Annotated in this window: 19 protein-coding genes; 12 read left to right on the top strand and 7 right to left on the bottom strand. The window is 64.8% G+C overall.

The annotated features are described in order from the left end of the window. The 5 genes from VSR72_RS42660 to hutG all read left to right on the top strand — a co-directional run. A partial coding sequence (locus VSR72_RS42660; protein ID WP_342958191.1) for a hypothetical protein occupies positions 1 to 134 on the top strand: 134 nt, incomplete at its 5' end. Continuing rightward, positions 131 to 820 (top strand): HutD family protein, encoded by a 690-nt coding sequence (locus tag VSR72_RS42655; protein WP_342958189.1) that lies wholly within the window; start codon positions 131 to 133, stop codon positions 818 to 820. The genes VSR72_RS42660 and VSR72_RS42655, both read left to right, overlap by 4 nt. Beyond that, positions 820 to 2,052, top strand: coding sequence for an imidazolonepropionase (hutI, locus tag VSR72_RS42650; protein WP_342958188.1), 1,233 nt, complete (start codon positions 820 to 822; stop codon positions 2,050 to 2,052). The genes VSR72_RS42655 and hutI overlap by 1 nt, the downstream gene beginning before the upstream one ends. Before the next feature lie 15 nt (positions 2,053 to 2,067). Beyond that, entirely contained in the window at positions 2,068 to 3,486 is a 1,419-nt protein-coding gene (locus VSR72_RS42645) for a formimidoylglutamate deiminase (protein ID WP_342958187.1), read from the top strand. 40 nt (positions 3,487 to 3,526) lie between these two features. Next, complete coding sequence (gene hutG, locus VSR72_RS42640) at positions 3,527 to 4,336, top strand: N-formylglutamate deformylase (RefSeq protein WP_342958186.1); 810 nt, start codon at positions 3,527 to 3,529, stop codon at positions 4,334 to 4,336. 75 nt (positions 4,337 to 4,411) lie between these two features. Here hutG and VSR72_RS42635 read toward each other — a convergent pair whose 3' ends face one another. The 5 genes from VSR72_RS42635 to VSR72_RS42615 all read right to left on the bottom strand — a co-directional run bounded on the left by VSR72_RS42635 (position 4,412) and on the right by VSR72_RS42615 (position 10,343). Beyond that, the gene (locus tag VSR72_RS42635; RefSeq protein WP_342958190.1) at positions 4,412 to 5,425 is read right to left on the bottom strand and encodes a porin; all 1,014 of its coding nucleotides are present in this window, start codon (positions 5,423 to 5,425) and stop codon (positions 4,412 to 4,414) included. Between the two features lie 151 nt (positions 5,426 to 5,576). After that, positions 5,577 to 7,004, bottom strand: coding sequence for a cytosine permease (locus tag VSR72_RS42630; protein WP_342958185.1), 1,428 nt, complete (start codon positions 7,002 to 7,004; stop codon positions 5,577 to 5,579). A 161-nt stretch (positions 7,005 to 7,165) separates the two neighbouring features. Next, positions 7,166 to 8,770, bottom strand: a complete 1,605-nt coding sequence (locus VSR72_RS42625) for a phospholipase D family protein (protein ID WP_342958184.1) — start codon at positions 8,768 to 8,770, stop codon at positions 7,166 to 7,168. Between the two features lie 149 nt (positions 8,771 to 8,919). Beyond that, on the bottom strand, positions 8,920 to 9,225 hold the full coding sequence (locus VSR72_RS42620) for a hypothetical protein (RefSeq protein ID WP_342958183.1): 306 nt from the start codon (positions 9,223 to 9,225) through the stop codon (positions 8,920 to 8,922). Positions 9,226 to 9,479: 254 nt separating this feature from the next. After that, positions 9,480 to 10,343 (bottom strand): LysR family transcriptional regulator, encoded by an 864-nt coding sequence (locus VSR72_RS42615; protein WP_342958182.1) that lies wholly within the window; start codon positions 10,341 to 10,343, stop codon positions 9,480 to 9,482. 154 nt (positions 10,344 to 10,497) lie between these two features. Here VSR72_RS42615 and VSR72_RS42610 point away from each other — a divergent pair, with 154 nt between their 5' ends. The 3 genes from VSR72_RS42610 to VSR72_RS42600 all read left to right on the top strand — a co-directional run bounded on the left by VSR72_RS42610 (position 10,498) and on the right by VSR72_RS42600 (position 14,025). Beyond that, entirely contained in the window at positions 10,498 to 12,135 is a 1,638-nt protein-coding gene (locus tag VSR72_RS42610; protein WP_342958181.1) for a gamma-glutamyltransferase family protein, read from the top strand. A gap of 103 nt (positions 12,136 to 12,238) precedes the next feature. Then, positions 12,239 to 13,567, top strand: coding sequence for an MFS transporter (locus VSR72_RS42605; RefSeq protein WP_342958180.1), 1,329 nt, complete (start codon positions 12,239 to 12,241; stop codon positions 13,565 to 13,567). A 209-nt stretch (positions 13,568 to 13,776) separates the two neighbouring features. Then, the gene (locus VSR72_RS42600; protein ID WP_342958179.1) at positions 13,777 to 14,025 is read left to right on the top strand and encodes a hypothetical protein; all 249 of its coding nucleotides are present in this window, start codon (positions 13,777 to 13,779) and stop codon (positions 14,023 to 14,025) included. A gap of 45 nt (positions 14,026 to 14,070) precedes the next feature. Here the strand turns inward: VSR72_RS42600 and VSR72_RS42595 are convergent, their stop codons facing one another. Continuing rightward, a complete protein-coding gene (locus VSR72_RS42595; RefSeq protein ID WP_342958178.1) occupies positions 14,071 to 15,042 on the bottom strand; it encodes a D-2-hydroxyacid dehydrogenase in 972 nt (323 codons plus the stop codon). Between the two features lie 264 nt (positions 15,043 to 15,306). Here VSR72_RS42595 and VSR72_RS42590 point away from each other — a divergent pair, with 264 nt between their 5' ends. The 4 genes from VSR72_RS42590 (at position 15,307) to VSR72_RS42575 (ending at position 18,986) form a co-directional block, all read left to right on the top strand. After that, entirely contained in the window at positions 15,307 to 16,497 is a 1,191-nt protein-coding gene (locus VSR72_RS42590) for a CoA transferase (RefSeq protein ID WP_342958177.1), read from the top strand. A gap of 15 nt (positions 16,498 to 16,512) precedes the next feature. Then, entirely contained in the window at positions 16,513 to 17,490 is a 978-nt protein-coding gene (locus VSR72_RS42585; protein ID WP_342958176.1) for a hydroxymethylglutaryl-CoA lyase, read from the top strand. Positions 17,491 to 17,503: 13 nt separating this feature from the next. Continuing rightward, positions 17,504 to 17,887, top strand: a complete 384-nt coding sequence (locus tag VSR72_RS42580; protein ID WP_342958175.1) for a VOC family protein — start codon at positions 17,504 to 17,506, stop codon at positions 17,885 to 17,887. Between the two features lie 193 nt (positions 17,888 to 18,080). Continuing rightward, positions 18,081 to 18,986: a LysR family transcriptional regulator gene (locus tag VSR72_RS42575; protein ID WP_342958174.1), complete on the top strand. Its 906-nt coding sequence runs from the start codon at positions 18,081 to 18,083 to the stop codon at positions 18,984 to 18,986. Between the two features lie 53 nt (positions 18,987 to 19,039). On the opposite strand, the gene VSR72_RS42570 is transcribed toward VSR72_RS42575, so the two are convergent. After that, positions 19,040 to 20,485, bottom strand: a complete 1,446-nt coding sequence (locus tag VSR72_RS42570) for an MFS transporter (protein WP_342958173.1) — start codon at positions 20,483 to 20,485, stop codon at positions 19,040 to 19,042. Between the last annotated feature and the right edge of the window lie 119 nt (positions 20,486 to 20,604).

Below are 20,604 nucleotides of genomic sequence, written 5' to 3'. Positions count from 1 at the left end.
CGCACGAGCGTCTTGGCCGCGTGCTGCACAACGATCCGGCCACGGGCGTGATGCGCCATGCAGATGCTGGCTACGAACTCGCGCAGCAAACCGCGCGCGAGGCGGGTCTCAAGCTGCCGATGCTCGGCCGATGAGCAGCGCAAAAGCGGTAGGCGGCGCGGTGCAGGCCGCCAGGCTCACGCTGCTGCGCGGCGCAGCGCTCGTGGCGTCGCCGTGGAAGAACGGCGGCGGCGTCACGCGCGAAATCGCGGTGGCGCACGTGGCGTCGCATGCGGGCGCGTCGCTGGACGTGTTCGCGTGGCGAGTCAGCGTGGCCGATGTTGCGCAGGCCGGGCCGTTCTCGCGTTTCGAGGGCGTGGATCGTACGCTGGTGCTGCTCGAAGGTGCGGGCATGCTGCTCGACGAAGCAGGCCGCACGCATGTGCTCACGCAGCCGCTTGACGCCGCGCACTTCGCAGGCGAAACGGCAATCGACGCCCGCCTCGTGAACGGTGCCACGCGCGACTTCAACTTGATGGTGCGCCGCGATGCGGCGCGCGGCACGCTCGAAGTGTGGCGCGAAAACGCGCGGCGCAGCCTGAATGCGCAAACGGTCTTGCTCTACTGCGCGCAAGGCGAGCAGGACGTGCGCGTGGACGGCGAGCGGAACGTGCGCCTCGAAGCGGGAGACACGCTGCGCATCGATACGCCAGACGCTCATTGCCCCTTGCACATCGAAACGCGTGGTGCGGGCGCCTTGCTCGCTGTGGCGCTGAATGTGCTGGACGCAACTCCGCAAGACACTACGGATACGGCATCGCACGATGCTATGCATACCTGATGAAACGCACTCTCTGGCAGAACCTCAAACTGTGCCCGCATGGCGATCCGGGTGACATCGTTGAGAACGCGGCGATCGCAGTGGAAGACGGCAAGATCGTGTGGCTCGGCGCCGCTGCCGAATTGCCCGCGCAGTTCGCCGACTGGCGGCGCGAGGACCTGGGCGGCGCCTGGGTCACGCCCGGTCTCGTGGATTGCCACACGCACCTCGTCTACGGCGGCCAGCGCGCCGATGAATTCGCGCAGCGTCTTGCGGGCGTGAGCTACGAAGAAATCGCGCGGCAGGGTGGCGGCATCGTATCGACGGTGCGCGCCACGCGCGCGGCCGATGAAGCCGCGCTGTTTGCGCAGTCGGCGGCACGCCTCGAGCCATTGCTCGCCGAAGGCGTAACGGCTGTCGAGATCAAGTCGGGCTATGGCCTCGATCTGGCGAGCGAGCGCAAGATGCTGCGCGTCGCGCGTCAGCTTGGCGAACGCTATCCGGTCACGGTGCGCACGACGTTTCTCGGCGCGCATGCGTTGCCGCCCGAATTTGCGGGCCGCGCCGACGACTATATCGACGAAGTGTGCGAACGCATGCTTCCCGCGCTCGCCGACGAAGGCCTGGTCGACGCCGTCGATGTGTTCTGCGAACGAATCGGCTTCTCGCTCGCGCAGAGCGAGCGCGTGTTCGAAGCGGCCGCGCGGTGCAACCTCGCGGTCAAGATGCACGCCGAGCAGCTTTCCAATAGCGGCGGCGCGGCGCTCGCGGCGCGTCACGGCGCGCTTTCAGCCGACCATCTGGAGTTTCTCGACGAAGCGGGCGTTGCCGCCATGAAGGAAGCCGGCACGGTGGCGGTGCTGCTGCCGGGCGCGTACTACTTCATCCGCGAAACGCAGCTTCCTCCGCTCGATCTGCTGCGGCGCTACGAGGTGCCGATCGCCATCTCCACCGACAGCAATCCAGGCACGTCGCCTGCCACCTCGCTGCTGCTCATGATGAACATGGCGACCACGCTGTTTCGCATGACCGTGCCCGAGGTGTTGCAGGGCGTGACGCGGCATGCCGCGCAGGCTTTCGGCGATGCGCAGCATCACGGCTCGCTTGCGATTGGCCGTCCCGCTGACTTTGCCGTGTGGTCCGTGCAGTCACTCGCTGAATTGGCCTACTGGATCGGCCGTCCGCTCTGCGCGCGTGTGGTGCGCGGCGGCGAGACCGTTTTTGAGCGTCGCGCATTCGAGCGACGCGTTTGAGCGCAATTTTCACGCATGAATCACACCATCGAAACGAATCCGACTTCGCGCGCGCTCTTCGCCGAGCACGCGTATCTACCTGACGGCTGGCGCCGCAACGTGCTGCTCGAATGGGACGCGGCGGGAACGCTGCGCAGCGTGACGCCCGATCTCGCGCAGGCGCCCCAGGGCGTCGCGCGTGCGGCAGGGCCGATCTTGCCTGGCATGCCTAATCTTCATTCGCATGCGTTTCAGCGCGCCATGGCTGGCCTCACCGAATATCGCGCCAATCCCACCGACAGCTTCTGGAGCTGGCGCGACCTCATGTATCGCTTCGCCGCGCGCATTACGCCTGACGATCTCGGTGCGATCGCGCGCTGGCTCTATGTCGAGATGTTGAAAGCGGGCTACACCTCCGTTTGCGAATTCCACTACGTGCATCACGCCCAGGATGGCCAGCGGTATGCGAGCCCCGCCGAACTGGCGCAACGCGTGGTGGACGCGGCGGGCGTGACCGGCATCGGCATGACGATGCTGCCCGTGCTCTATCAGTACAGTGGCTTCGGCGCGCAAGCGCCGCGCGACGATCAGCGCCGCTTCATCAACACGCCGGAACGGTTGCTCGGCATCGTCGAGGCACTGCGCGAGTGGCGGCCCGAGCACGGCGCGTTGCGCTACGGCGTCGCGCCGCACTCGCTGCGCGCCGTGTCGCATGACTCGTTGCGCACGCTGCTGGAAGGTCTCGACCACGCGCTGCCTGGCGCGCCCGTGCATATTCACATCGCCGAGCAGACGGCCGAAGTCGAGGCTTGTCTCGCGACTGAAGGCGCGCGGCCGGTGCAATGGCTGCTCGATCGCTTCGACGTGAACGCGCGCTGGTGCCTGGTGCATGCCACGCATATCGATGCACGCGAGACCGCCGCACTTGCGCAAAGCGGCGCGATAGCGGGCCTGTGCCTGACGACCGAGGCGAATCTCGGTGACGGTATTTTCCCGACGCGCGAGTATCTCGATGCGGGCGGTGCGTACGGCGTGGGTTCGGACAGCCATATCGGCGTGGACTGGCGCGCGGAACTTCGGCTGCTCGAATACGGGCAGCGGCTCGCACGGCGCGAGCGCAACGTGCTGGCCTCGACGCATCAAGCGCAAGTGGCGGACCGGCTTTTTGAAGGCGCGCTCGCAGGTGGCGCACAGGCGACGGGGCGCAAGGTCGGCGCATTGAAGGAAGGCGCGCGCGCCGACTGGATCGTGCTCGACGCCCAGCATCCGAATCTCGCCGAGCAAAAGCCGCTGACGTGGCTCTCGTCGGTCGTTTTTTGCGAGCATGGCGAAACGCCGGTGCTCGACGTCTATACCGGCGGCGTAAAAGTCGTGGAAGCGCGCCGGCATCGCGACGAAGCGCGCCTTTACGCGGACTATCGCGCTACGCTCGCCAGGTTGCTGGCCGACGCTTGAACACGCTTGAACGCACGCGCCATTCACGAGACCCATTTCGATGACCGATATCTTTTCACTGGAACGCGGCACCGCACCGCTCATCATTTCAATCCCTCACCTGGGCACGCACATTCCCGCTGCGATGCACGGCGAGTACACGGACGTCGCCCTGACTGTCGCCGATACGGACTGGCATCTCGATCGCCTTTACGCGTTCGCGAAGGAACTGGGCGCGACCGTGCTCGGCGCGCGCGTTTCGCGCTATGTGGTCGACCTGAACCGGCCGCCGAACGACGAAAGCCTCTATCCCGGCCAGACCACCACGTCGCTGTGCCCAACCGAGACGTTTCGCGGCGAGCCCATCTACCGCGAGGGTTGCGTGCCCGACGCCGAGGAGCGCCAGCGTCGCGTGCAGACCTTCTGGCAGCCGTACCACGACACGCTCGCCGCTGAACTCAAGCGCTTGCGCTCGGCGCACGCGAATGTGCTGCTGTGGGAAGCGCATTCGATCGCGAGCGTGCTGCCGCGCCTGTTCGACAACAAGCTGCCGGACCTGAACATCGGCACGCAGGACGGGCGCACCGTGAACGCTGCGGTGCAGGCGCGCGCGGAACACGCGGCGGCGGCAAGCGGCTATACGTGGATCGCGAACGGACGCTTCAAGGGCGGCTACATCACGCGCCATTTCGGCGCGCCGCAGGACGGCGTGCACGCGATCCAGCTGGAAATGTGCCAGTCGGTCTACATGAACGAAACCGCACCTTTCGACTACGTTCCCGCGCTCGCGGAGAAAGTCCAGCCCGTGCTGCGCGAGATGGTGGGCGGCGCGCTGGAAGCCATTCAGGCAATCAACGCCACAGTGGCGTGAGATCTTCCGTCGACCGCTAAGACGGGTTGTACACGCAACGGCTCTGGATCGAACGATCCAGAGCCGTTCTTGCGTTTAGAAGCGGTGAACGATACCGATCTGCACGCCGCGCGCATCGGCGCCGGGGTAGGCGAGCGGCAGGCCGGGATTCGCGGCGCCGGCGAGCGTGTAACTTGCCTGGTTACGATTGCGCAGGAACGAGAGCGCGCCGTAGAAGTTCGTCGTTTTGGAAAGGTCGTATTCGTACATCAGGCCGATCTGATCGGCATTGTCGCCTTGCGAGGTGCGATCGCGCAGCATCGCGTAGCCGAGTCCGACGATATTGTTCACGCTGAACTGGTACCTGGCCGAAACGCCCACGGTGTAGGCATTCAAGGCGAGGTCGGGCCATTTCATGTCCGAATAGCCGCCGAAGATCGTGGCACGCCCGATTGCGTACGAAGTGCCGGCCATGATCGTGCGGTCGGTGGCGCTGCCTGCGCTGTTCTTGAGCCACTGTCCCGCGACGAATGCGGCGAACGGGCCATGCGCATAGGTTGCGTCGAACTGCTGGCTCGAACCCGCGGCGCGCAAGCCGCCCGCGTCGCCGAAGCCCACGTAGACGCCGGCCTGAAGGCCGGCGAACTCGGGCGTGACATAGGAGACGGTGTTGCTCGTGCGGAAGGTGAATACCGTGAGGTTGTCCATGGCCGAAGCCTGCGTGACGCCGCCAAAGGCGTCCTGGCCGCCTTGATCGTTGAAGAGCGGCGAATTCTGCCGGCCCGCTCGCACCTCGCCCCAGCCGCCCGAGAGGCCAACCCACGCCTGGCGATCGAACAGCGATCCCTTCGTGGCCAGCGTGCCGTCCGTGGGATTGAAGCCGTTTTCAAGGGCGAACGAAAGCGTTTGTCCGCCGCCCAGGTCTTCCTTGCCTTTGAGGCCGAAGCGGCTGCCCCATTGGCCGCTCGAACCGAGCGCGGCCGTGTATCCGTTGCCTGTGTTGACATATTGGGCAAACTCGTCGATGAGGCCATACAGCGTTACGCCGTCCTGGGCGAACGCGCTGTGCGCAAACAGGCCGAGTGCGCAGGCGCAAAGCGGGCTGCCCATGGTGCGAGTGGAGGGACGGCGGATCGAAGCGGGGGGCTTTTTCATTATCAGTACAACTATTTATAGAAAAATAATGCAAGCGCGCGGGTGGTGAGACCCGCGCGAGTGAAAATGGTGTTGATGGGGGAAGCGGCGCGCCACGCCGCCGGGATTACTCCTGCTCGACCGGCAGGATCAGGCGTTCGGGAATGACGGACGGCGTGAGGCGCATGGCGACGTAGTAGAGCACGCCGGGCACGATCAGGCCGAGAATCCACGAGATGTCCGTGCCGCCGAGCACGTCGACGAAGGGGCCCGTATAGAAGCTCGTCGAGATGAACGGCATTTGCACGAGCACGCCAAGCACGTAGATGCCAATGGCCTTGGCGTTCCAGCGGCCGTAGCGGCCGTCGGGGTTCGACAGCGCCGGCACGTCGTAGCGCGATTGCGTGAAGCAGTAGAAGTCCACCAGATTGATCGCGCTCCACGGCGTGAAGAATGCGAGCAGGAACAGGATGAACGCCGTGAATTCCTTGAGAAACGAGTGGCGGCCTGCGAGCGCGACGAGCGTCGAAATGCCGACCATCCCGATGATGTAGACGAAACGGTGGCGCGTGGAGATGGCGCGCTTCGCACGGAACGCGCTCACGATCGTCGCCATCGACATGAAGCTGCCGTAGGCATTGAGCGTGGTGACGGTGAGCTTGCCGAACGCGATGCTGAAGTAGAGCATCGCAGCGACCGCGCCGCTCGCGCCGAGGCTCACGATATACGCCACTTCATGATGCGCGAACGCATGGCCTGCGAGCGCGGCGGCGAACACGCCGAACACCATTGCCGCCTGCGCCCCGATCACCGAGCCGAGGCCGACTGCGAGGAACGTGCGCATGGGCGAAGTCGAGCGCGGCAGGTAGCGCGAATAGTCGGCAACGTAGGGGCCGAATGCGATTTGCCACGAAGCCGAAAGCGACATGGAGAGCAGGAAGCTCGCAACCGAAAAGTGGCGGTTGGCCAGCAGCGCGCCCACGTCGTGATGTGTGAAGAGTTGCGCGAACATGAACACGAATGCGAGCACGCCGATCACGCTGGCGATGCGGCCGACGAAGTGAATCGAGCGATAGCCGAGCAGTGTCAGCACGACGATGAGCGCCGCGAAAAGGCAGATGCCCGTGGTATCGGAAACGTTGAGCAGTTGCGCGGTGGCCTGGCCAGCGAGCACCGTGCCGCTCGCCGAAAAGCCGACATACATGATGCAAACGAGCACGATCGGAATGGCCGCGCCGTAGACGCCGAATTGCACGCGGCTGGAGATCATCTGCGGCAGGCCGAGTTGCGGGCCTTGCGCGCCGTGCAGCGCCATGACCGCGCCGCCTACGAGTTGTCCAGCCAATAATGCGATGAGAGACCAGAAAACGTCGCCGCCGAGCACGACGGCTAGCGCGCCGGTGATGATCGCCGTGACCTGGAGGTTCGCGGAAAGCCAGAGCGTGAACTGGCTGAACAGACTGCCGTGGCGCTCCGCGTCGGGGATGTAGTCGATCGAACGCGTTTCCAGGATCTTGCGGCCATCGGTTTCGAGATTGGCGACGGATTCAGGCATTGCCACGGACGGCTCCGAACTGTGGGTGAGTGCATGGCGCCCGCATGCCGCGGACGATGGGAATGTCCGCATGATGTTGTATAGACAACTTAGGTGAAATAGGGGATAACCCTGTCAGCGTCGATGCGAGAGGCAAGGGCAGTGCCGTGCCGAAGCGCGCCCTACAGCAGCCACTCGATAGGCATGATGGAGAAGAACCAGACGCTCAGGCGCTGGTTCCATTTGGTGTTCGGCTCGGTGTCGTAGCGAATGACCGTATCGTCGGAAAGGCGCGTCCAGTAGAGCTTGCCGCTCTCGTCGAGGTGGGCCTGGTAAGCGAGCTGCGGCACGCGCGTCCAGAACGCCTTTTCGATCTGGCTGGCCAGCACGGGACTGTCGATCACGAGCCCGAGTTCGGTGTTGAGATTCGCCGAGCGCGGGTCGAAATTCACTGAGCCGACGAATACGCGCTCCGCGTCCACGGCGAAGGTTTTGGCGTGCAGGCTCGACCCCGTGCTGCCGAACGGACCACTGCCTGCGCCTTTGCCCTTTTCTTTGCCGGTGCCCGCCGCGCGCCGCAACTCGAACAGCTCCACCCCGCCTTCGAGCAGCGTCACGCGGCGCCGCGCATAGCCGGAATGCACGGCGGAAACGTCGGTGGCTTCGAGCGAGTTCGTCAGCACGCGCACGGTCACGCCCTGGGCGGCGAGTTGCGTGAAGTATTGCGTGCCCACCTCGCCCGGCACGAAGTATGGCGAAACCAGATCGAGTTCGCGATGCGGATCGCCGACTATCTCGTGGAGCTGGCTGAGGATGAGCGTGTCCTTGGGCGCCGTGCCCAGCGCTTTCGCCGGGTCGTCGCTGACCAGTTGCGTCTTCGCCCATTCGAGCGGCAGCGTGCCGTCCAGCAGGCGGCGCACGTCGGTGGTCTTGCGCAGCGATTCGATGTATTCCGCCGCGGCCGGATCGGTGCGCGCGGCGAGCGCTGCGCGATCGAGCGTGTCGAGCGCATCGGGCGCGACGTACGGCAGGACTTGCGACACCGGGTATGACGAGGCGCTGGCCCAGTAGCGGTCGAAGTCGTGCGCGACGTCGGTAGCCGCAGGGCCGATGGCCAGCACGTCGAGGTCCGCGAACACGACGCCGTCGGTCGCGCCGAAATATTCGTCGCCGATATTGCGGCCGCCAAGAATGGTCGCCACGCCGTCAGCCGTGAGCGACTTGTTGTGCATGCGCCGGTTCAGCCGCGAAAAGTCGGTGACAAAGCCGATGGCTTTGGGCTTGCGCGTGACGAAAGGATTGAAGAGGCGAACCTCCATGTTGGGATGCAGATTGAGTGCGGCGAGCGCGGGGTCCAAGGCGGACGGAATGCCGTTGTCGTCGAGCAGCAGGCGCACGCGCACGCCGCGGTCGGCGGCCTCGCGCAGCTCTTCGAGCAACAAGGTGCCGGTGAGATCGTTGCGCCAGATGTAGTACTGCACGTCCAACGTTCGCTGGGCGCTGCGCACGAGCGCCACGCGCGAGGCGAAGGCGTCGAGCGGGTTTGCGAGCGGGTCGATGCCGGTGGAGTCGGGATGGGTGGCGAGTTCGGCCGCTACGGCGGCGCCAAGTTGAGTCGATCGCGCTTCGGCGGGCGTGAGCGCCGTGGTTTGCGTGCGCTCGGCGAGCGGCGGGAGCTGCTGACACGCGGTAAGACCCGTGGCCAGCGCGATGGCGCATAGCGGCAGCGCCGTGGCGCCCAGTTCTCGCAACCCGTTTGCAGCCAGCGCGATGAGCGATCTTTGCATGGAGCGTTCGCTTTTCCGTGTCGATCCCGCTTCGAGGCGCGAAGCGCGGGGCTTCGCGGGTGAGCGTGCAGCGACGTTAGCTTACGCGATTGGCGTGGCAGGCACCACGCCAGGCGTACAGTCTCGGGGCGAACGCGAGGGTAGCGCGCTCAGTGCGCGTCGAGCGCGGCTTGCGCGCGGGCGCGGGAGTCTTGTGCCGACTGATTGCGCTCGGCCCTGGCTTCGCGTGCTTCCTGGTTGAAGGTCTGCCGCGCTTCCGCTGTCCGGGCGCGCTGCTGCCGGTTTGCCTCGCGAACTTCCATGCGCTTTTGAACGATCGGGTCGCTATGCGTGACCGTGGCGGCAGGCTGGCCTTCCTTGCTTTCCGGGGCGGTGGCCTGTGCAAACACCTGGCCCGCAAAGAGAGCGCTGATCACGATGGCGACGACGGCAACGGTGCGAGTTCTGACTTTCATGAGTTTCTCTCCGGCAAATAACTTTGCATTGCTAACTAATACTCGTGCTCCGGTAAGAGCGAGAGCGGGGCCTGTCGAGCGATGGGAGGCGGGTAGCCTCGGTTGCTCCTGTTTTTCGGAGCTTTCATTTTACTTTCGAGGTGAGTCGGGTCAACCCACAGAAGGCTCTAGCGACAAGGCCTTTCAGCCTCGATGCGCCTATTCATAGGCCATTGAGGAATTTGCACGACAGATGGTCGCAGTCACGCGTTCTGTCACCGACGCAGCATGTCTGCAATCGTTTTTGTCAACAGCGTCTGCTTGTGCGCTTTCCGGTAAATCATGCCCACCGTGCGGATGAATGGCCGGCCGGGGAGCGGCACGAGCCGCAAATTCGGGTCGCTCTGCCATTTGCCGCCTTGCAGGACCGGCAGCACGCTCACGCCCACGTCGTTACGCACGAGCGAGACGATCGTTTCGATCGAGTTCAGCTCCAGATATTCGAGCGGTTCGATGCCCAGTTCGCCCAGTGCGTGGTCGATCACGACGCCCGTCGGCACGCGCCGGTCGAAGCGCAGGAAACCGCGTTCGCGCAGGATGCGGCGCGCGTCGTCGCCGGGCGTCGTGCGGCTCGTCACCAGCATCAGCGGCTCTTCGTAGAGCGGTGTCCACGCGAGCGACTCGTGAAGCGAACCATCTGCACTGCCAACGACGACGGCGAGGTCCACGTCGCCGTCTTCCACCATGCGCGCCAGTTCGTTCGAGCGCGCCGAGGTGAGGCGCACTTCGAGTTCCGGGTGGCCGGTTTTCAGATGCGCGACGGCCAGCGAAAGCGCGCCGATCACCGACACCACCGCGCCGATGATGATCGAGCCGCGCATCGTGTCGCCGGCACTGGCGGGCAACTCGTCGATCAGCGCGAGAATGTGCTCGACCTTCGCGCAGATCTCGCGGCCTTCGCGGGTGAGCGCGACCTGGCGCGCGCGCCGGTCGAAGATCTGCCGGCCGAGCGCTTCTTCGAGCCCGCGCATCTGCAGGCTCACGGCCGCCTGCGTGAGCGCCGTTTTTTCCGCCGCCGTGGCGAATGACCCGCTGCGCGCGACGGCCTGCAAGGTGCGCAGCATCCGTAGAGTGAGCATGTAAATTAAACTTAAGTATTGAGAATAAAATATTAATATTTTTTTGCCTGATCCTTCAACATAATCGATAAATCGGCATGAGCCGTGCGCGCCGCAACTGAGTGCGACGGCGCGCGCGCCGCTGCTTTCGTTCATTACCGGAATCCGAACTCCCATGACGCGCTTCAACTGGCAAAACCCCTATTCGACGCCGCGCCTGCCGGTGTTCGCCCGCAATATCGTTTCGACGTCGCATCCGCTAGCCGCGCAGGCCGGGCTGCGCATGCTCTGGAAAGGCGGGAATGCCGTCGACGCCGCCATTGCCGCCGCCGCTGCCATTACCGTGGTCGAGCCGGTGTCGAACGGCCTTGGCAGCGACTGTTTCGCGCTCGTCTGGGATGGCGCGAAGCTGCACGGCCTGAATGCGTCGGGCAATGCGCCGGCGGCATGGAGCGTCGATTATTTCCGCCGCAAATACGGCGAGGAAAACGGCCTCGCGAAGCAGCCCAAGCGCGGCTGGGACACGGTGACGGTGCCGGGCGTGATCGCGGGCTGGGAAGCGCTGCACGCGAAGTTCGGCAAGCTGCCGTTCGCGGACCTGATGGAGCCGGCCATCGAGATCGCGGAGCGCGGCCATGCCGTGGCGACCATCGTCACGCGCAAGTGGCAGGCCGCGATTCCCGAATTGCACAATCAGCCGGGTTTTGCCGAGACCTTCATGCCGCGCGGCCGCGCGCCTGAAGTGAGCGAGCGTGTGTGTTTCCCCGGCCATGCGGCCACGCTGCGGCGCCTCGCGGAACGCGGCCCGCGCGACTACTACGAAGGCGAACTCGCCGAGCGCATCGCCGCGTTTGCGCGCGAAGGCGGCGCGGCGCTCACGCTGGACGACCTGCGCAACTATCGCCCGGAATGGGTCGAGCCGATCGGCAAGAACTATCGCGGCTACACGGTCCACGAGATTCCGCCGAACGGGCAGGGCATTGCCGCGCTCATCGCACTGGGCATTCTCGAACAGTTCGACATGGGCTCGCTCGCGCTCGACAGCCTCGAATCGCAGCATCTGCAAATCGAGGCCATGAAGCTCGCGTTCGCCGATGTCTACCGCTACGTGGCCGATCCGCGTTCGATGGAAGTTACGCCCGAGCAGATGCTCGACGACGCCTACCTGAAAGAGCGCGCAAAGCTGATCGACCCGAAACGCGCCACGCAGTTCGACTTCGGCATGCCGCGCTCGGGCGGCACGATCTACCTCTCCGCCGTGGACGAGCGCGGCATGATGGTGAGCTTCATCCAGTCGAACTACATGGGCTTCGGTTCGGGCGTGGTCGTGCCGGGCACGGGCATCGCGCTGCAGAACCGCGGCTGCGGCTTTTCGATGGACCCGGTTTCGCCGAATGTCGTGGAAGGCGGCAAGCGTCCGTTCCACACCATCATCCCGGCGTTCCTCACGCAGCAGGTAGACGGCCGCCAGGAAGCGGTGATGAGCTTCGGCGTGATGGGCGGCGACATGCAGCCGCAAGGCCATTTGCAGTCGGTCGTGCGCATGCTCGATTACGGCCAGCAGCCGCAGGCCGCCTGCGACGCGCCGCGCTGGAAGGTCAACCGCGACTTCACGCTCGACATCGAATCGACCTTCAACCCGCAGACGGCGCGCGCGCTGGAAGGGCTCGGCCACGAGATCAAGGGCATCGACGATCCGTACATGGACTTTGGCTCCGGCCAGTTCATCTGGAAGCTCGACCGCAACGATCCCGAGCGCGGTTATGTGGCTGCGAGCGACACGCGTCGCGACGGGCTGGCAGCAGGCTTCTAAACGGGCTTTTAGGCGGCGAGCAACGTGAACCGCGAGCGGGAATGCCTCGCTCGCGGTTCACGATAAACAATGAGTAGACCAAATAAAAATGGAAGAGACTGACATGGAGACCAGTTCATCGGCTTCGAGAGCGCCGCTCAGCCGCGGCATGGTGCGCCGCATCGTGTTCTCCTCGTCGATCGGCAATGCGCTGGAGTGGTTCGACTTTCTCGTGTACGGCTACTTCGCGCCGATCATCGCGAAGCAGTTCTTTCCCGTGCACGACGAATGGCTCTCGACGCTGCTTGCGGTCGGCACCTTCGGCATCTCTTTCCTCATGCGACCGCTCGGCGCGATCGTGCTGGGCATCTACGGCGACCGCAAGGGACGCAAGGCCGCGCTTACGCTGGCCATTGCGCTCATGATGGCTGGCACGCTCGCCATGGCGGTCATGCCGCCGTATGCGTCGATCGGCATCGCCGCGCCGCTGTTGATCCTGCTCGCGCGACTCGTGCAGGGCTTTGCGGTGGGCGGCGAATTCGGGAGCGCGACGGCGTTCATGGTCGAGCACAGCCCTGCGAAGCGCGGCTACTACGCGAGCTGGCAGTTCGCGAGCCAGGGCGCGGCCGCGATCCTCGCGGCGTCGTTCGGCGGCGTGCTCGCATGGTGGCTGCCGCCTGAACAACTGCAGGCGTGGGGCTGGCGCGTGCCGTTCTTCTTCGGGCTCGTGCTCGGGCCCGTGGGCTGGTATATCCGCTCGCATCTGGACGAGACGCCCGAATTCGTCGCGAACCAGCAAGCGCAGAACGCACAAGATGCGCACGCAACGAAGGAGCCGGGGCTGCGCCGCCAATGGGTGAATCTGCTGCTCGCGGTTGGGATCGTTGCGCAGTCCACCGTCGGCGTGTACATCCTCCAGCTTTACATGCCGATGTACGCCGTGAAGCAACTCCACATGGCGGCGGCAACCTCGTTCGGCGTGGTCGTGCTCAACGGCGGCCTGCAGTTCGCGCTCTCGCCGGTCATGGGCGCGCTCTCGGACCGCATCGGTCGCATTCGCATCATGCTGACCACGTCGATCTTGCTTGCTTCGCTCACGTATCCCATGTTCGCGCTGTTGCAGCGTCACCCCACGCTCGGCTGGCTGCTCGTGCTCCAGGGCGCGGCGGGCATCTTCAAGGCGGCCTATTCGGGCCCGATGCCTGCGCTGATGTCGGAGATCTTTCCCGTGCGTGTGCGCTCTGCGGGGCTCTCCATCGCATATAGCCTTGGCGTGACGCTCTTTGGCGGCTTCGCGCCGACGATCGCCGAAGTGCTGATTCACGTGACGGGCGACACGCTCGCGCCCGCGTATTACGTCTCGCTTGCCGCCGTGGTCTCGGGTGTTTCGCTCGCGATCGTGGGCTGGCGAACGATGCGCAAGGCTTCGATGCGGACCACGCTCGCGAGCTGATGCACAGAAGTCCGAACTGACCCGATTCTCACTGCGCCCGCAGAATCGCCCTTTAAAACAGGGCGTGAATGCGGGCGCGGCGCTTTTAGACGACTTCTTCGTGACCCTTTGCGGACCTCGCTGAAGTGTCACGTAAGTGATGATATAGTCGCCCCTCACCGCCGTTTCGGCGGGGCGAGCATTACGTTTTGTCAGGATTCGGAGAGTATATGGCAGTCGAATATCGTGGCTTTCGAGTCACTGTCGATGCGAAAGCAGACGCGACGGACACGCAATGGCTGTGCCGCGCGGTTATGGAAGGTGTCGATGCACAAGTGGAAACGACCAGGCTGCCTGGCGTGGAGCTTGCCATCCCCAAGCTGAAGATCGATGTGCTGATGGCGCTCAGCGTGGTCGAGCAAAATGCGAAGCAGGCCGTCGATGAGTATTGGCACGCCAGACAGCCGGAAATGGCCTGATGATTCAGGCGCAGGCAACCCCGATGCGGTTGCCGCGCCTCGCGCTCAACGCGCAGTCACTACCGCAGTGACAATATTCCGCGGCGTTCCCTCGTAAAAAGCCGCAATATTCCCGACGAGTTGATCCGCAAGCGTCTGCATGGCTTCATCGCTCGCCCACGCAACGTGAGGTGTGAGGATGAACGCCGGGTGCGAGACGATGGCCTGGAATGGGTGATCGGCAGGCAGCGGTTCCTGCGTCACGACATCGAAGCCCGCGCCTGAAATCGCGCCGGTTTGCAAGGCGTCCACCAACGCCGCTTCGTTCACGAGTCCCCCGCGTGCCGTGTTGATCAGCAAGGGCCGCCGCTTCATGCGCGCGAACGCCGTGGCGTCGATCAGATCCCGCGTTTGCGCTGTGAGCGGGCAGTGCAGCGTGATGATGTCGCTTTCTTCCAGCAGCGTTTCGAGCGGCACGTAGCCCGCTTGCACGTCGTTGCGCGTTTTGCGCGCGGCGAAGAGCACGCGCAGGCCGAGTGCCCGTCCCATTTGGGCGACGGCTTGTCCGAGCGCGCCGTCGCCGATCACGCCGAGCGTCGAGCCCGCGAGATTGCGGATCGGATAATCGAAGAAACAGAACTGTCCCGATTCGAGCCAGCGGCCGGCGCGCACGGCGTCGCGATACGCGGCCAGGCTGCGGCGCAGCGCGAAGATCAACGCGAACGTATGCTCCGGCACGCTGTTGCCGGCGTAGTCGCGCACGTTGCTCACGACGATGCCACGCGCCGCACAGGCTTGCAGATCGACGTTGTCCGTACCCGTAGCCGCGATGGCGATCATGCGCAGGCGCGTGGCGCCGGCCAGCGCCTCGGCAGTGATGCGCGCCTTGTTCGTGATGACGATGTCGGCGTTGCGAATGCGCGCGGCGACGTCATCGGGCGCGGTGCGCTCGAACGTTTCCAGCGTGTGGTCGAAAGGCAGCGGACGGAGCTGCGTCTGGGGCGCGAGCGTCGCGCGATCGAGAAAAACGACGTGCATGGTGTCTGGCCTGAGCGAAAGAGGGGCAGTACGTCTATTGTCGCGCAACGGGCTTGCGTGTGGTTTGCCCGATCCGCCAACTGACTTTCCAATGAGGAAATTCGCAGCGATGCCGAGCCGGATGGGAAACATGTGGACGCGTCGCGCGTTCGCGCAGCCTTTCCATTTGCTCAAGCCAGATTGAGCAAGCATCGATTATCAAGGGGTGCGGTCAGGTTCATCATGTCTCCCATAGTCAGACGCAGTCAGCCAGGAGACACAGCCATGCCAAGACCACTCGAAGGAATCCGCGTTCTGGAGCTCGGACAGCTCATCGCGGGTCCGTTTGCAGGCCGCATGCTCGCCGAATTCGGCGCGAGCGTGATCAAGGTGGAGCCGCCCGGCGTGGGCGATCCGCTGCGCAAGTGGCGCCTGTTGCACGACGGCACGTCGGTCTGGTGGGCCGCGCAGTCGCGTAACAAGGAATCCATCACGCTCGACTTGCGCACGCCCGAAGGGCAGGACGTGATCCGCCGTCTCGTATCGGAAACCGACGTGCTGATCGAAAATTTCCGTCCCGGCACGCTCGAAGGTTGGGGCCTCGGCTGGGACGAGCTCAGCGCGATCAATCCCGGCCTCATCATGCTGCGTGTCTCGGGCTACGGGCAAACGGGCCCGTATCGCGACCGGCCCGGTTTCGGCGTGGTCGCCGAAGCGATGGGCGGCCTGCGTCACCTGAGCGGCGAGCCGGAGCGCACGCCGGTGCGCGTGGGCATTTCGATCGGCGACTCGCTTTCGGCGTTGCATGGCGTGATCGGCATCTTGCTGGCGCTGCGGCACCGCGAGCAGCAGGGCGGCAAGGGTCAGGTCGTGGACGTCGCGCTCTACGAGTCGGTCTTCAACATGATGGAAAGCCTGCTGCCCGAGTATTCGGTGTTCGGCGCAGTGCGCCAGCCGGCGGGCAGCAGCCTGCCCGGCATCGCGCCGAGCAACGCCTACCGCTGCAGCGACGGCAAGTACGCGCTGATCGCGGGCAACGGCGACAGCATCTATCGCCGCCTGATGGAACTGATCGGCCGTCCGGACCTGGGCGGCGATCCCGCGCTCGCGCAGAATGACGGGCGCGTCGCGCAGGTCGAGCGCATTGACGCCGCCATCGGCGAATGGACCGCGCGCCATACGCTCGACCAGGTGCTCGCGGCGCTCAACGAAGCGCGTATTCCAGCGGGCCGCATTTACGACGTCGCAGACATCGCGGCCGATCCGCATTACCACGCGCGCGGGATGATCGTGGACGACACCTTGCCCGACGGTACAGCGGTGCAGGTGCCGGGCGTGGTGCCCAAGCTGTGCGGCACGCCGGGCACGATCGAGCGCAGTGCGCCGAAGCTCGGCGAGCATACCGACACCGTGCTGGAATCGATAGGCGTGGACGCCGCCACGCGCGAAGCCTGGCGCGCGCGCGGCGTGATCTGAATGGAGAATGGCAAGATGACAATCGGAAATCAAGAAAACTTCAAGGGCAAGCGGCTGTATCTTAACGAAGTCGCGACACGCGACGGTTTCCAGAACGAAGCCGCCTTCATCGACACCGACGACAAGATCGCGCTGATCGACCGCCTGAGCGCATGCGGCTACGCGAAGATCGAAGTGACGTCGTTCACGTCGCCCAAGGCGATTCCCGCGCTGCGCGACGCCGAAGCGGTGATGCATGGCATCGCGCGCGTACCGGGCGTCGTCTATACGGTGCTCGTGCCGAATGTGCGCGGCGCGGAGCGCGCGCTGTCGTGCAATGTGAATGAAGTCAATCTCGTGATGTCGGTGAGCGAGACCCACAATCGCACCAACCTGCGCATGACGCGCGAGCAGTCGTTCGCCCAACTGCGCGACGTGATCGACGCCGTGCGCGGTACGGGCGTGGCGATCAATGTTTCGCTCTCCACAGCAATGGGCTGCCCGATGGAAGGCGATGTGCCCGTTGAAGACGTGCTCGGCTGGATGGAGCGTTTCGCCGAACTGGGCGTGCAGGGCGTCACGCTTTGCGATACGACCGGCATGGCGCATCCCGCGCAGGTGCGCGCGCTGTGCGAACGCGCTTCGCAGGCGTTCGGCGCGCTCGAACTCACGCTGCACTTCCACAATACGCGCGGCATGGCACTCGCGAACACGCTCGCTGCGCTCGACGCGGGCATCGTGCGCTTCGATGCGTCGCTCGGCGGCCTGGGCGGCTGTCCGTACGCGCCGGGTGCGAGCGGCAACGTGTGCACCGAAGAACTCGTGCACATGCTCGAACTCGACGGCTACGACACCGGCGTCAATCTCGCCGCCGTGCTAGACGCCGCCGCGGTGCTGCCCGGCTTGATCGGCCACGACGTGCCGAGCCAGATCCTCAAGGCTGGCCGCCGCCTCGACCTGCATCCGGTTCCGGAACAGGCGCAAGGCATGCCCGTGCAACGGGCGTTCTCATGACAAGGAGCGAAGCATGGCGTTGATCGACCACCTCGACCATCTGGTGCTGACCTGCGTGGACCCCGAGGCCACGAAGCACTTCTATTCAGAAGTGTTGCAGATGCAACTGGAGACCTTCGGCGCGGGGCGGCTCGCGTTTCGCTTCGGCAACCAGAAGATCAATCTGCATGTGCGCGGCGCGGAATTCGAGCCCAAGGCGCATGTGCCGGTGCCGGGCGCGCTCGATCTGTGCTTCATCGCAGCCGTGCCGCTCGACGCGGTGATCGCGCATCTCGCAGAGAAGAACTGGCCGATTGTCGAAGGTCCGGTCGAGCGCACGGGCGCAACGCAGAAGATTCGTTCCGTTTATGTGCGCGACCCAGATCTGAACCTTATCGAAATTTCCGAGCTGATTTAGGCCGGTTCACCCATCTCGCCCGTTTTCGCCGTTGAACCGGGGGGCGCCGGCTCTGCGGCGAACACGCCGGCCCGCGCGGCCGGCACGCGGACGTGCCTTGCCGCACGTCCGCCTCTCCATCTGCCGATCGTCACTTCCTCCCAAGCCCGCGATGCAGGACAATCGTCTCTCGCGCCGGCTTTGCCCCTTTATCATGGTCAATCCACTTCATTTCGATCTGCAGTCGCTGCGGGTCTTTCTGCTCGTTGCGGAACATGGCAGTCTCACCAAGGCCGCCGAGCACGGTCAGCTCACGCTTTCGGCCGTCAGCAAGCGCATTGCCGAGCTCGAAAGCGTGACCGACTGCGCCTTGTTCATCCGTCGCGCGCGCGGCGTGGATCTCACGCCCGCGGGGCATGCGCTGCTGCAGCACGCCACGCGCGTGGTCGATCAGGTCAACCGCATGGCCACCGAAATGAGCGATTACGCCGCGGGCGTTCGCGGCCACGTGCGCATGTGGGCGAATACATCGGCGATCGTCCAGTTTCTGCCCGTCGATCTCGCGTGCTTCCTGAACGAGCATCCGGGCATCAAGGTGAGTCTCGAAGAGCGGTTGAGCCACGAGATCGTCGAAGCGCTCGGCGCAGGCAAGGCCGACCTCGGCGTGTTCGCCGACAACGTGCCCGCGCCCGGCATCGAGCGGCGGCTCTATCGCCGCGACGAACTCGTGCTGCTCGTGCCGCGCAGTCACCGGTTTGCGCAACTCGACGTGATCCGTTTCGCGGATACGCTCGACGAAGACTACGTGGGCTTGAGCGATGGCAGTTCGCTGCTCGCGCGCATGACGGACGCGGCGTTCGCCATCGAGCGATCGCTGAAGCTGCGCATTCAGGCCTCGAACTTCGACGGCGTGTTCCGCATGATCGAAGCGGGGCTCGGTATCGGCGTGCTGCCGCGCGACGCGGTGAGCGACGAGCGCGGCAAGGCCGGCGTCGTCAAGGTGAAGCTGGCGGACACGTGGGCCACGCGCACGCTGTGGATCGGGATGAAGGCAGATAGCGCGCCCAGTTCGGACATCGTGAGCCTGTTCGACTATATGTCCGCTCGCGCGGCGCAATGAAAACCGGGGCGGCCCCGCATGAAGCGGGCGCCGCCCCGATGATCCCGGGACGCTCAGACCGGATTGATCTCGTCCTGGCTGCGGCGCGTCGTGAGCGGCCCGAGCGCACGCAGGGTCACGGCGACGATGGCCAGCGCGAGGGAGATCACGCCGAACATCGCGAGCGGGCCATGCTGCGTGAGCACCGGCAACAGAATGAACGGCAGGGCGCTGCTCATGATGCGCGAGAGCGAATACGTGCTGCCGATGGCCGTCGAGCGCACGCTGGCCGGGAAAATCTCGGCCTGGTACACGTGGTAAGCGTTGCTGAACACATTCGACGCACAGGTCGTCAGCACGCCGAAGCAAACGATCAGCGCAGCCTGGCCGGAATACGCGAAGCCAAGGCCAAAAATCGCAATGGAGATGAGCGAAGCGATCACGAGCGTGCGGCGTTCGATCCAGTTGAGCAGGGGAATGGAGAGCAGCGATCCGATCGGGTAGCCGAGAAACGAGAGGGCGACGAAGAGCGTGCTGCCCGTCACGTCGATGCCGCGGCTTTTCACGACCACGCCCGCAAGCGTGCCGAAGCCGTAGTAGCCGAAAGCCTGGAACAGGTGAAACACGACGAGCATGACATAGCGCTTGTCATAGGGTGCGCGCCGCAGCACGGCAATGCGCTCGGAGAGGCGCAGCGGGTGCTGGCGCGTTTGCGGTTCGGTAAAGCGCGGTGGCATCGGCGTTCCCGCGCTTTGCGCGAAACGGCCCAGCATGGCATAGGCTTCGTCGGTGCGGCCTTGCGCGAGCAGCCAGCGCGGGCTCTCCGGCACGCGATGCTGCACGGCGAGCACGAATAGCGCGCCCAGGCTGCCGATCGCGAGAATGATGCGCCATCCCGCAATGCCGCCGAGATGGATCGGGTTGAGCCAAACCGCGAGGAAGCCCACCAGCGGCACCGCGACATACGAGGTCGTATAGGCCCATGCGGCCATCCGTCCGCGCTTTTCCTTCGGCAGGATCTCCGAAAGGAAACTATCGGCCACCGGGTAGATCGCGCCGACGCCCACGCCGGTCAGAAAGCGGCAGACCACGAGCATGGTGGCGTCCACCGAGAATGCGGCGAGCAGCGAGAAGGCGCTGTACCACACGAGCGTGAACAGAAAGGCGCGCCGCCGGCCGATGCGGTCGGCGAGACTGCCGAGGAAGAGCGAGCCGAAGAACATGCCGATGAAGGCCGAGGCGAGCAGGAGCTTGAACGCGAGGCTATGTGCGTCGAGTCCGTATTCGTTTTGCAGCGCAGAGCCAATCGAGCTGACGAGGAAGATCTCGTACATGTCGAAGAAAAGGCCGATGCCGATCACCCACACCACGAAGCGGTGCAGCGCGCCCACGGGCATGTCGTCCATGAAGCTGCCGAGCGTGACGCCTTGAGGGCTTTGAAGCGGGGCTTGCGCGGTTAGCGGGCGGCGTGGCGCTTCGCCTGGCGTGCTGCCGCCGAGGTCCAGAGGATGGCTGTTCATGCTGTCTCCTGTATTTTTGATGCCGCGCCATGAGCCGCGGTCGGGGGGCGTCTCCATACGAACGGTACGGATTGAGCGTGATGCAAAGTGTGGGAGATTTTCGCGAGCACGAAAATTGA

This window comes from Paraburkholderia sp. JHI869, assembly GCF_038900775.1.
Lineage (GTDB): Bacteria > Pseudomonadota > Gammaproteobacteria > Burkholderiales > Burkholderiaceae > Paraburkholderia.
Note: the sequence above shows the minus strand (reverse complement) of the source record. Positions and strands in the feature narration are given on the sequence as shown.

What these genes read in the sequence shown, in the direction of transcription:
- VSR72_RS42655 (WP_342958189.1), top strand. Translation starts at nt 131, where the DNA reads ATGAGCAGCGCAAAAGCGGTAGGCGGCGCGGTGCAGGCCGCCAGGCTC.
- hutI (WP_342958188.1), top strand. Translation starts at nt 820, where the DNA reads ATGAAACGCACTCTCTGGCAGAACCTCAAACTGTGCCCGCATGGCGAT.
- VSR72_RS42645 (WP_342958187.1), top strand. Translation starts at nt 2,068, where the DNA reads ATGAATCACACCATCGAAACGAATCCGACTTCGCGCGCGCTCTTCGCC.
- hutG (WP_342958186.1), top strand. Translation starts at nt 3,527, where the DNA reads ATGACCGATATCTTTTCACTGGAACGCGGCACCGCACCGCTCATCATT.
- VSR72_RS42635 (WP_342958190.1), bottom strand. Translation starts at nt 5,425, where the DNA reads ATGGGCAGCCCGCTTTGCGCCTGCGCACTCGGCCTGTTTGCGCACAGC.
- VSR72_RS42630 (WP_342958185.1), bottom strand. Translation starts at nt 7,004, where the DNA reads ATGCCTGAATCCGTCGCCAATCTCGAAACCGATGGCCGCAAGATCCTG.
- VSR72_RS42625 (WP_342958184.1), bottom strand. Translation starts at nt 8,770, where the DNA reads ATGCAAAGATCGCTCATCGCGCTGGCTGCAAACGGGTTGCGAGAACTG.
- VSR72_RS42620 (WP_342958183.1), bottom strand. Translation starts at nt 9,225, where the DNA reads ATGAAAGTCAGAACTCGCACCGTTGCCGTCGTCGCCATCGTGATCAGC.
- VSR72_RS42615 (WP_342958182.1), bottom strand. Translation starts at nt 10,343, where the DNA reads ATGCTCACTCTACGGATGCTGCGCACCTTGCAGGCCGTCGCGCGCAGC.
- VSR72_RS42610 (WP_342958181.1), top strand. Translation starts at nt 10,498, where the DNA reads ATGACGCGCTTCAACTGGCAAAACCCCTATTCGACGCCGCGCCTGCCG.
- VSR72_RS42605 (WP_342958180.1), top strand. Translation starts at nt 12,239, where the DNA reads ATGGAGACCAGTTCATCGGCTTCGAGAGCGCCGCTCAGCCGCGGCATG.
- VSR72_RS42600 (WP_342958179.1), top strand. Translation starts at nt 13,777, where the DNA reads ATGGCAGTCGAATATCGTGGCTTTCGAGTCACTGTCGATGCGAAAGCA.
- VSR72_RS42595 (WP_342958178.1), bottom strand. Translation starts at nt 15,042, where the DNA reads ATGCACGTCGTTTTTCTCGATCGCGCGACGCTCGCGCCCCAGACGCAG.
- VSR72_RS42590 (WP_342958177.1), top strand. Translation starts at nt 15,307, where the DNA reads ATGCCAAGACCACTCGAAGGAATCCGCGTTCTGGAGCTCGGACAGCTC.
- VSR72_RS42585 (WP_342958176.1), top strand. Translation starts at nt 16,513, where the DNA reads ATGACAATCGGAAATCAAGAAAACTTCAAGGGCAAGCGGCTGTATCTT.
- VSR72_RS42580 (WP_342958175.1), top strand. Translation starts at nt 17,504, where the DNA reads ATGGCGTTGATCGACCACCTCGACCATCTGGTGCTGACCTGCGTGGAC.
- VSR72_RS42575 (WP_342958174.1), top strand. Translation starts at nt 18,081, where the DNA reads ATGGTCAATCCACTTCATTTCGATCTGCAGTCGCTGCGGGTCTTTCTG.
- VSR72_RS42570 (WP_342958173.1), bottom strand. Translation starts at nt 20,485, where the DNA reads ATGAACAGCCATCCTCTGGACCTCGGCGGCAGCACGCCAGGCGAAGCG.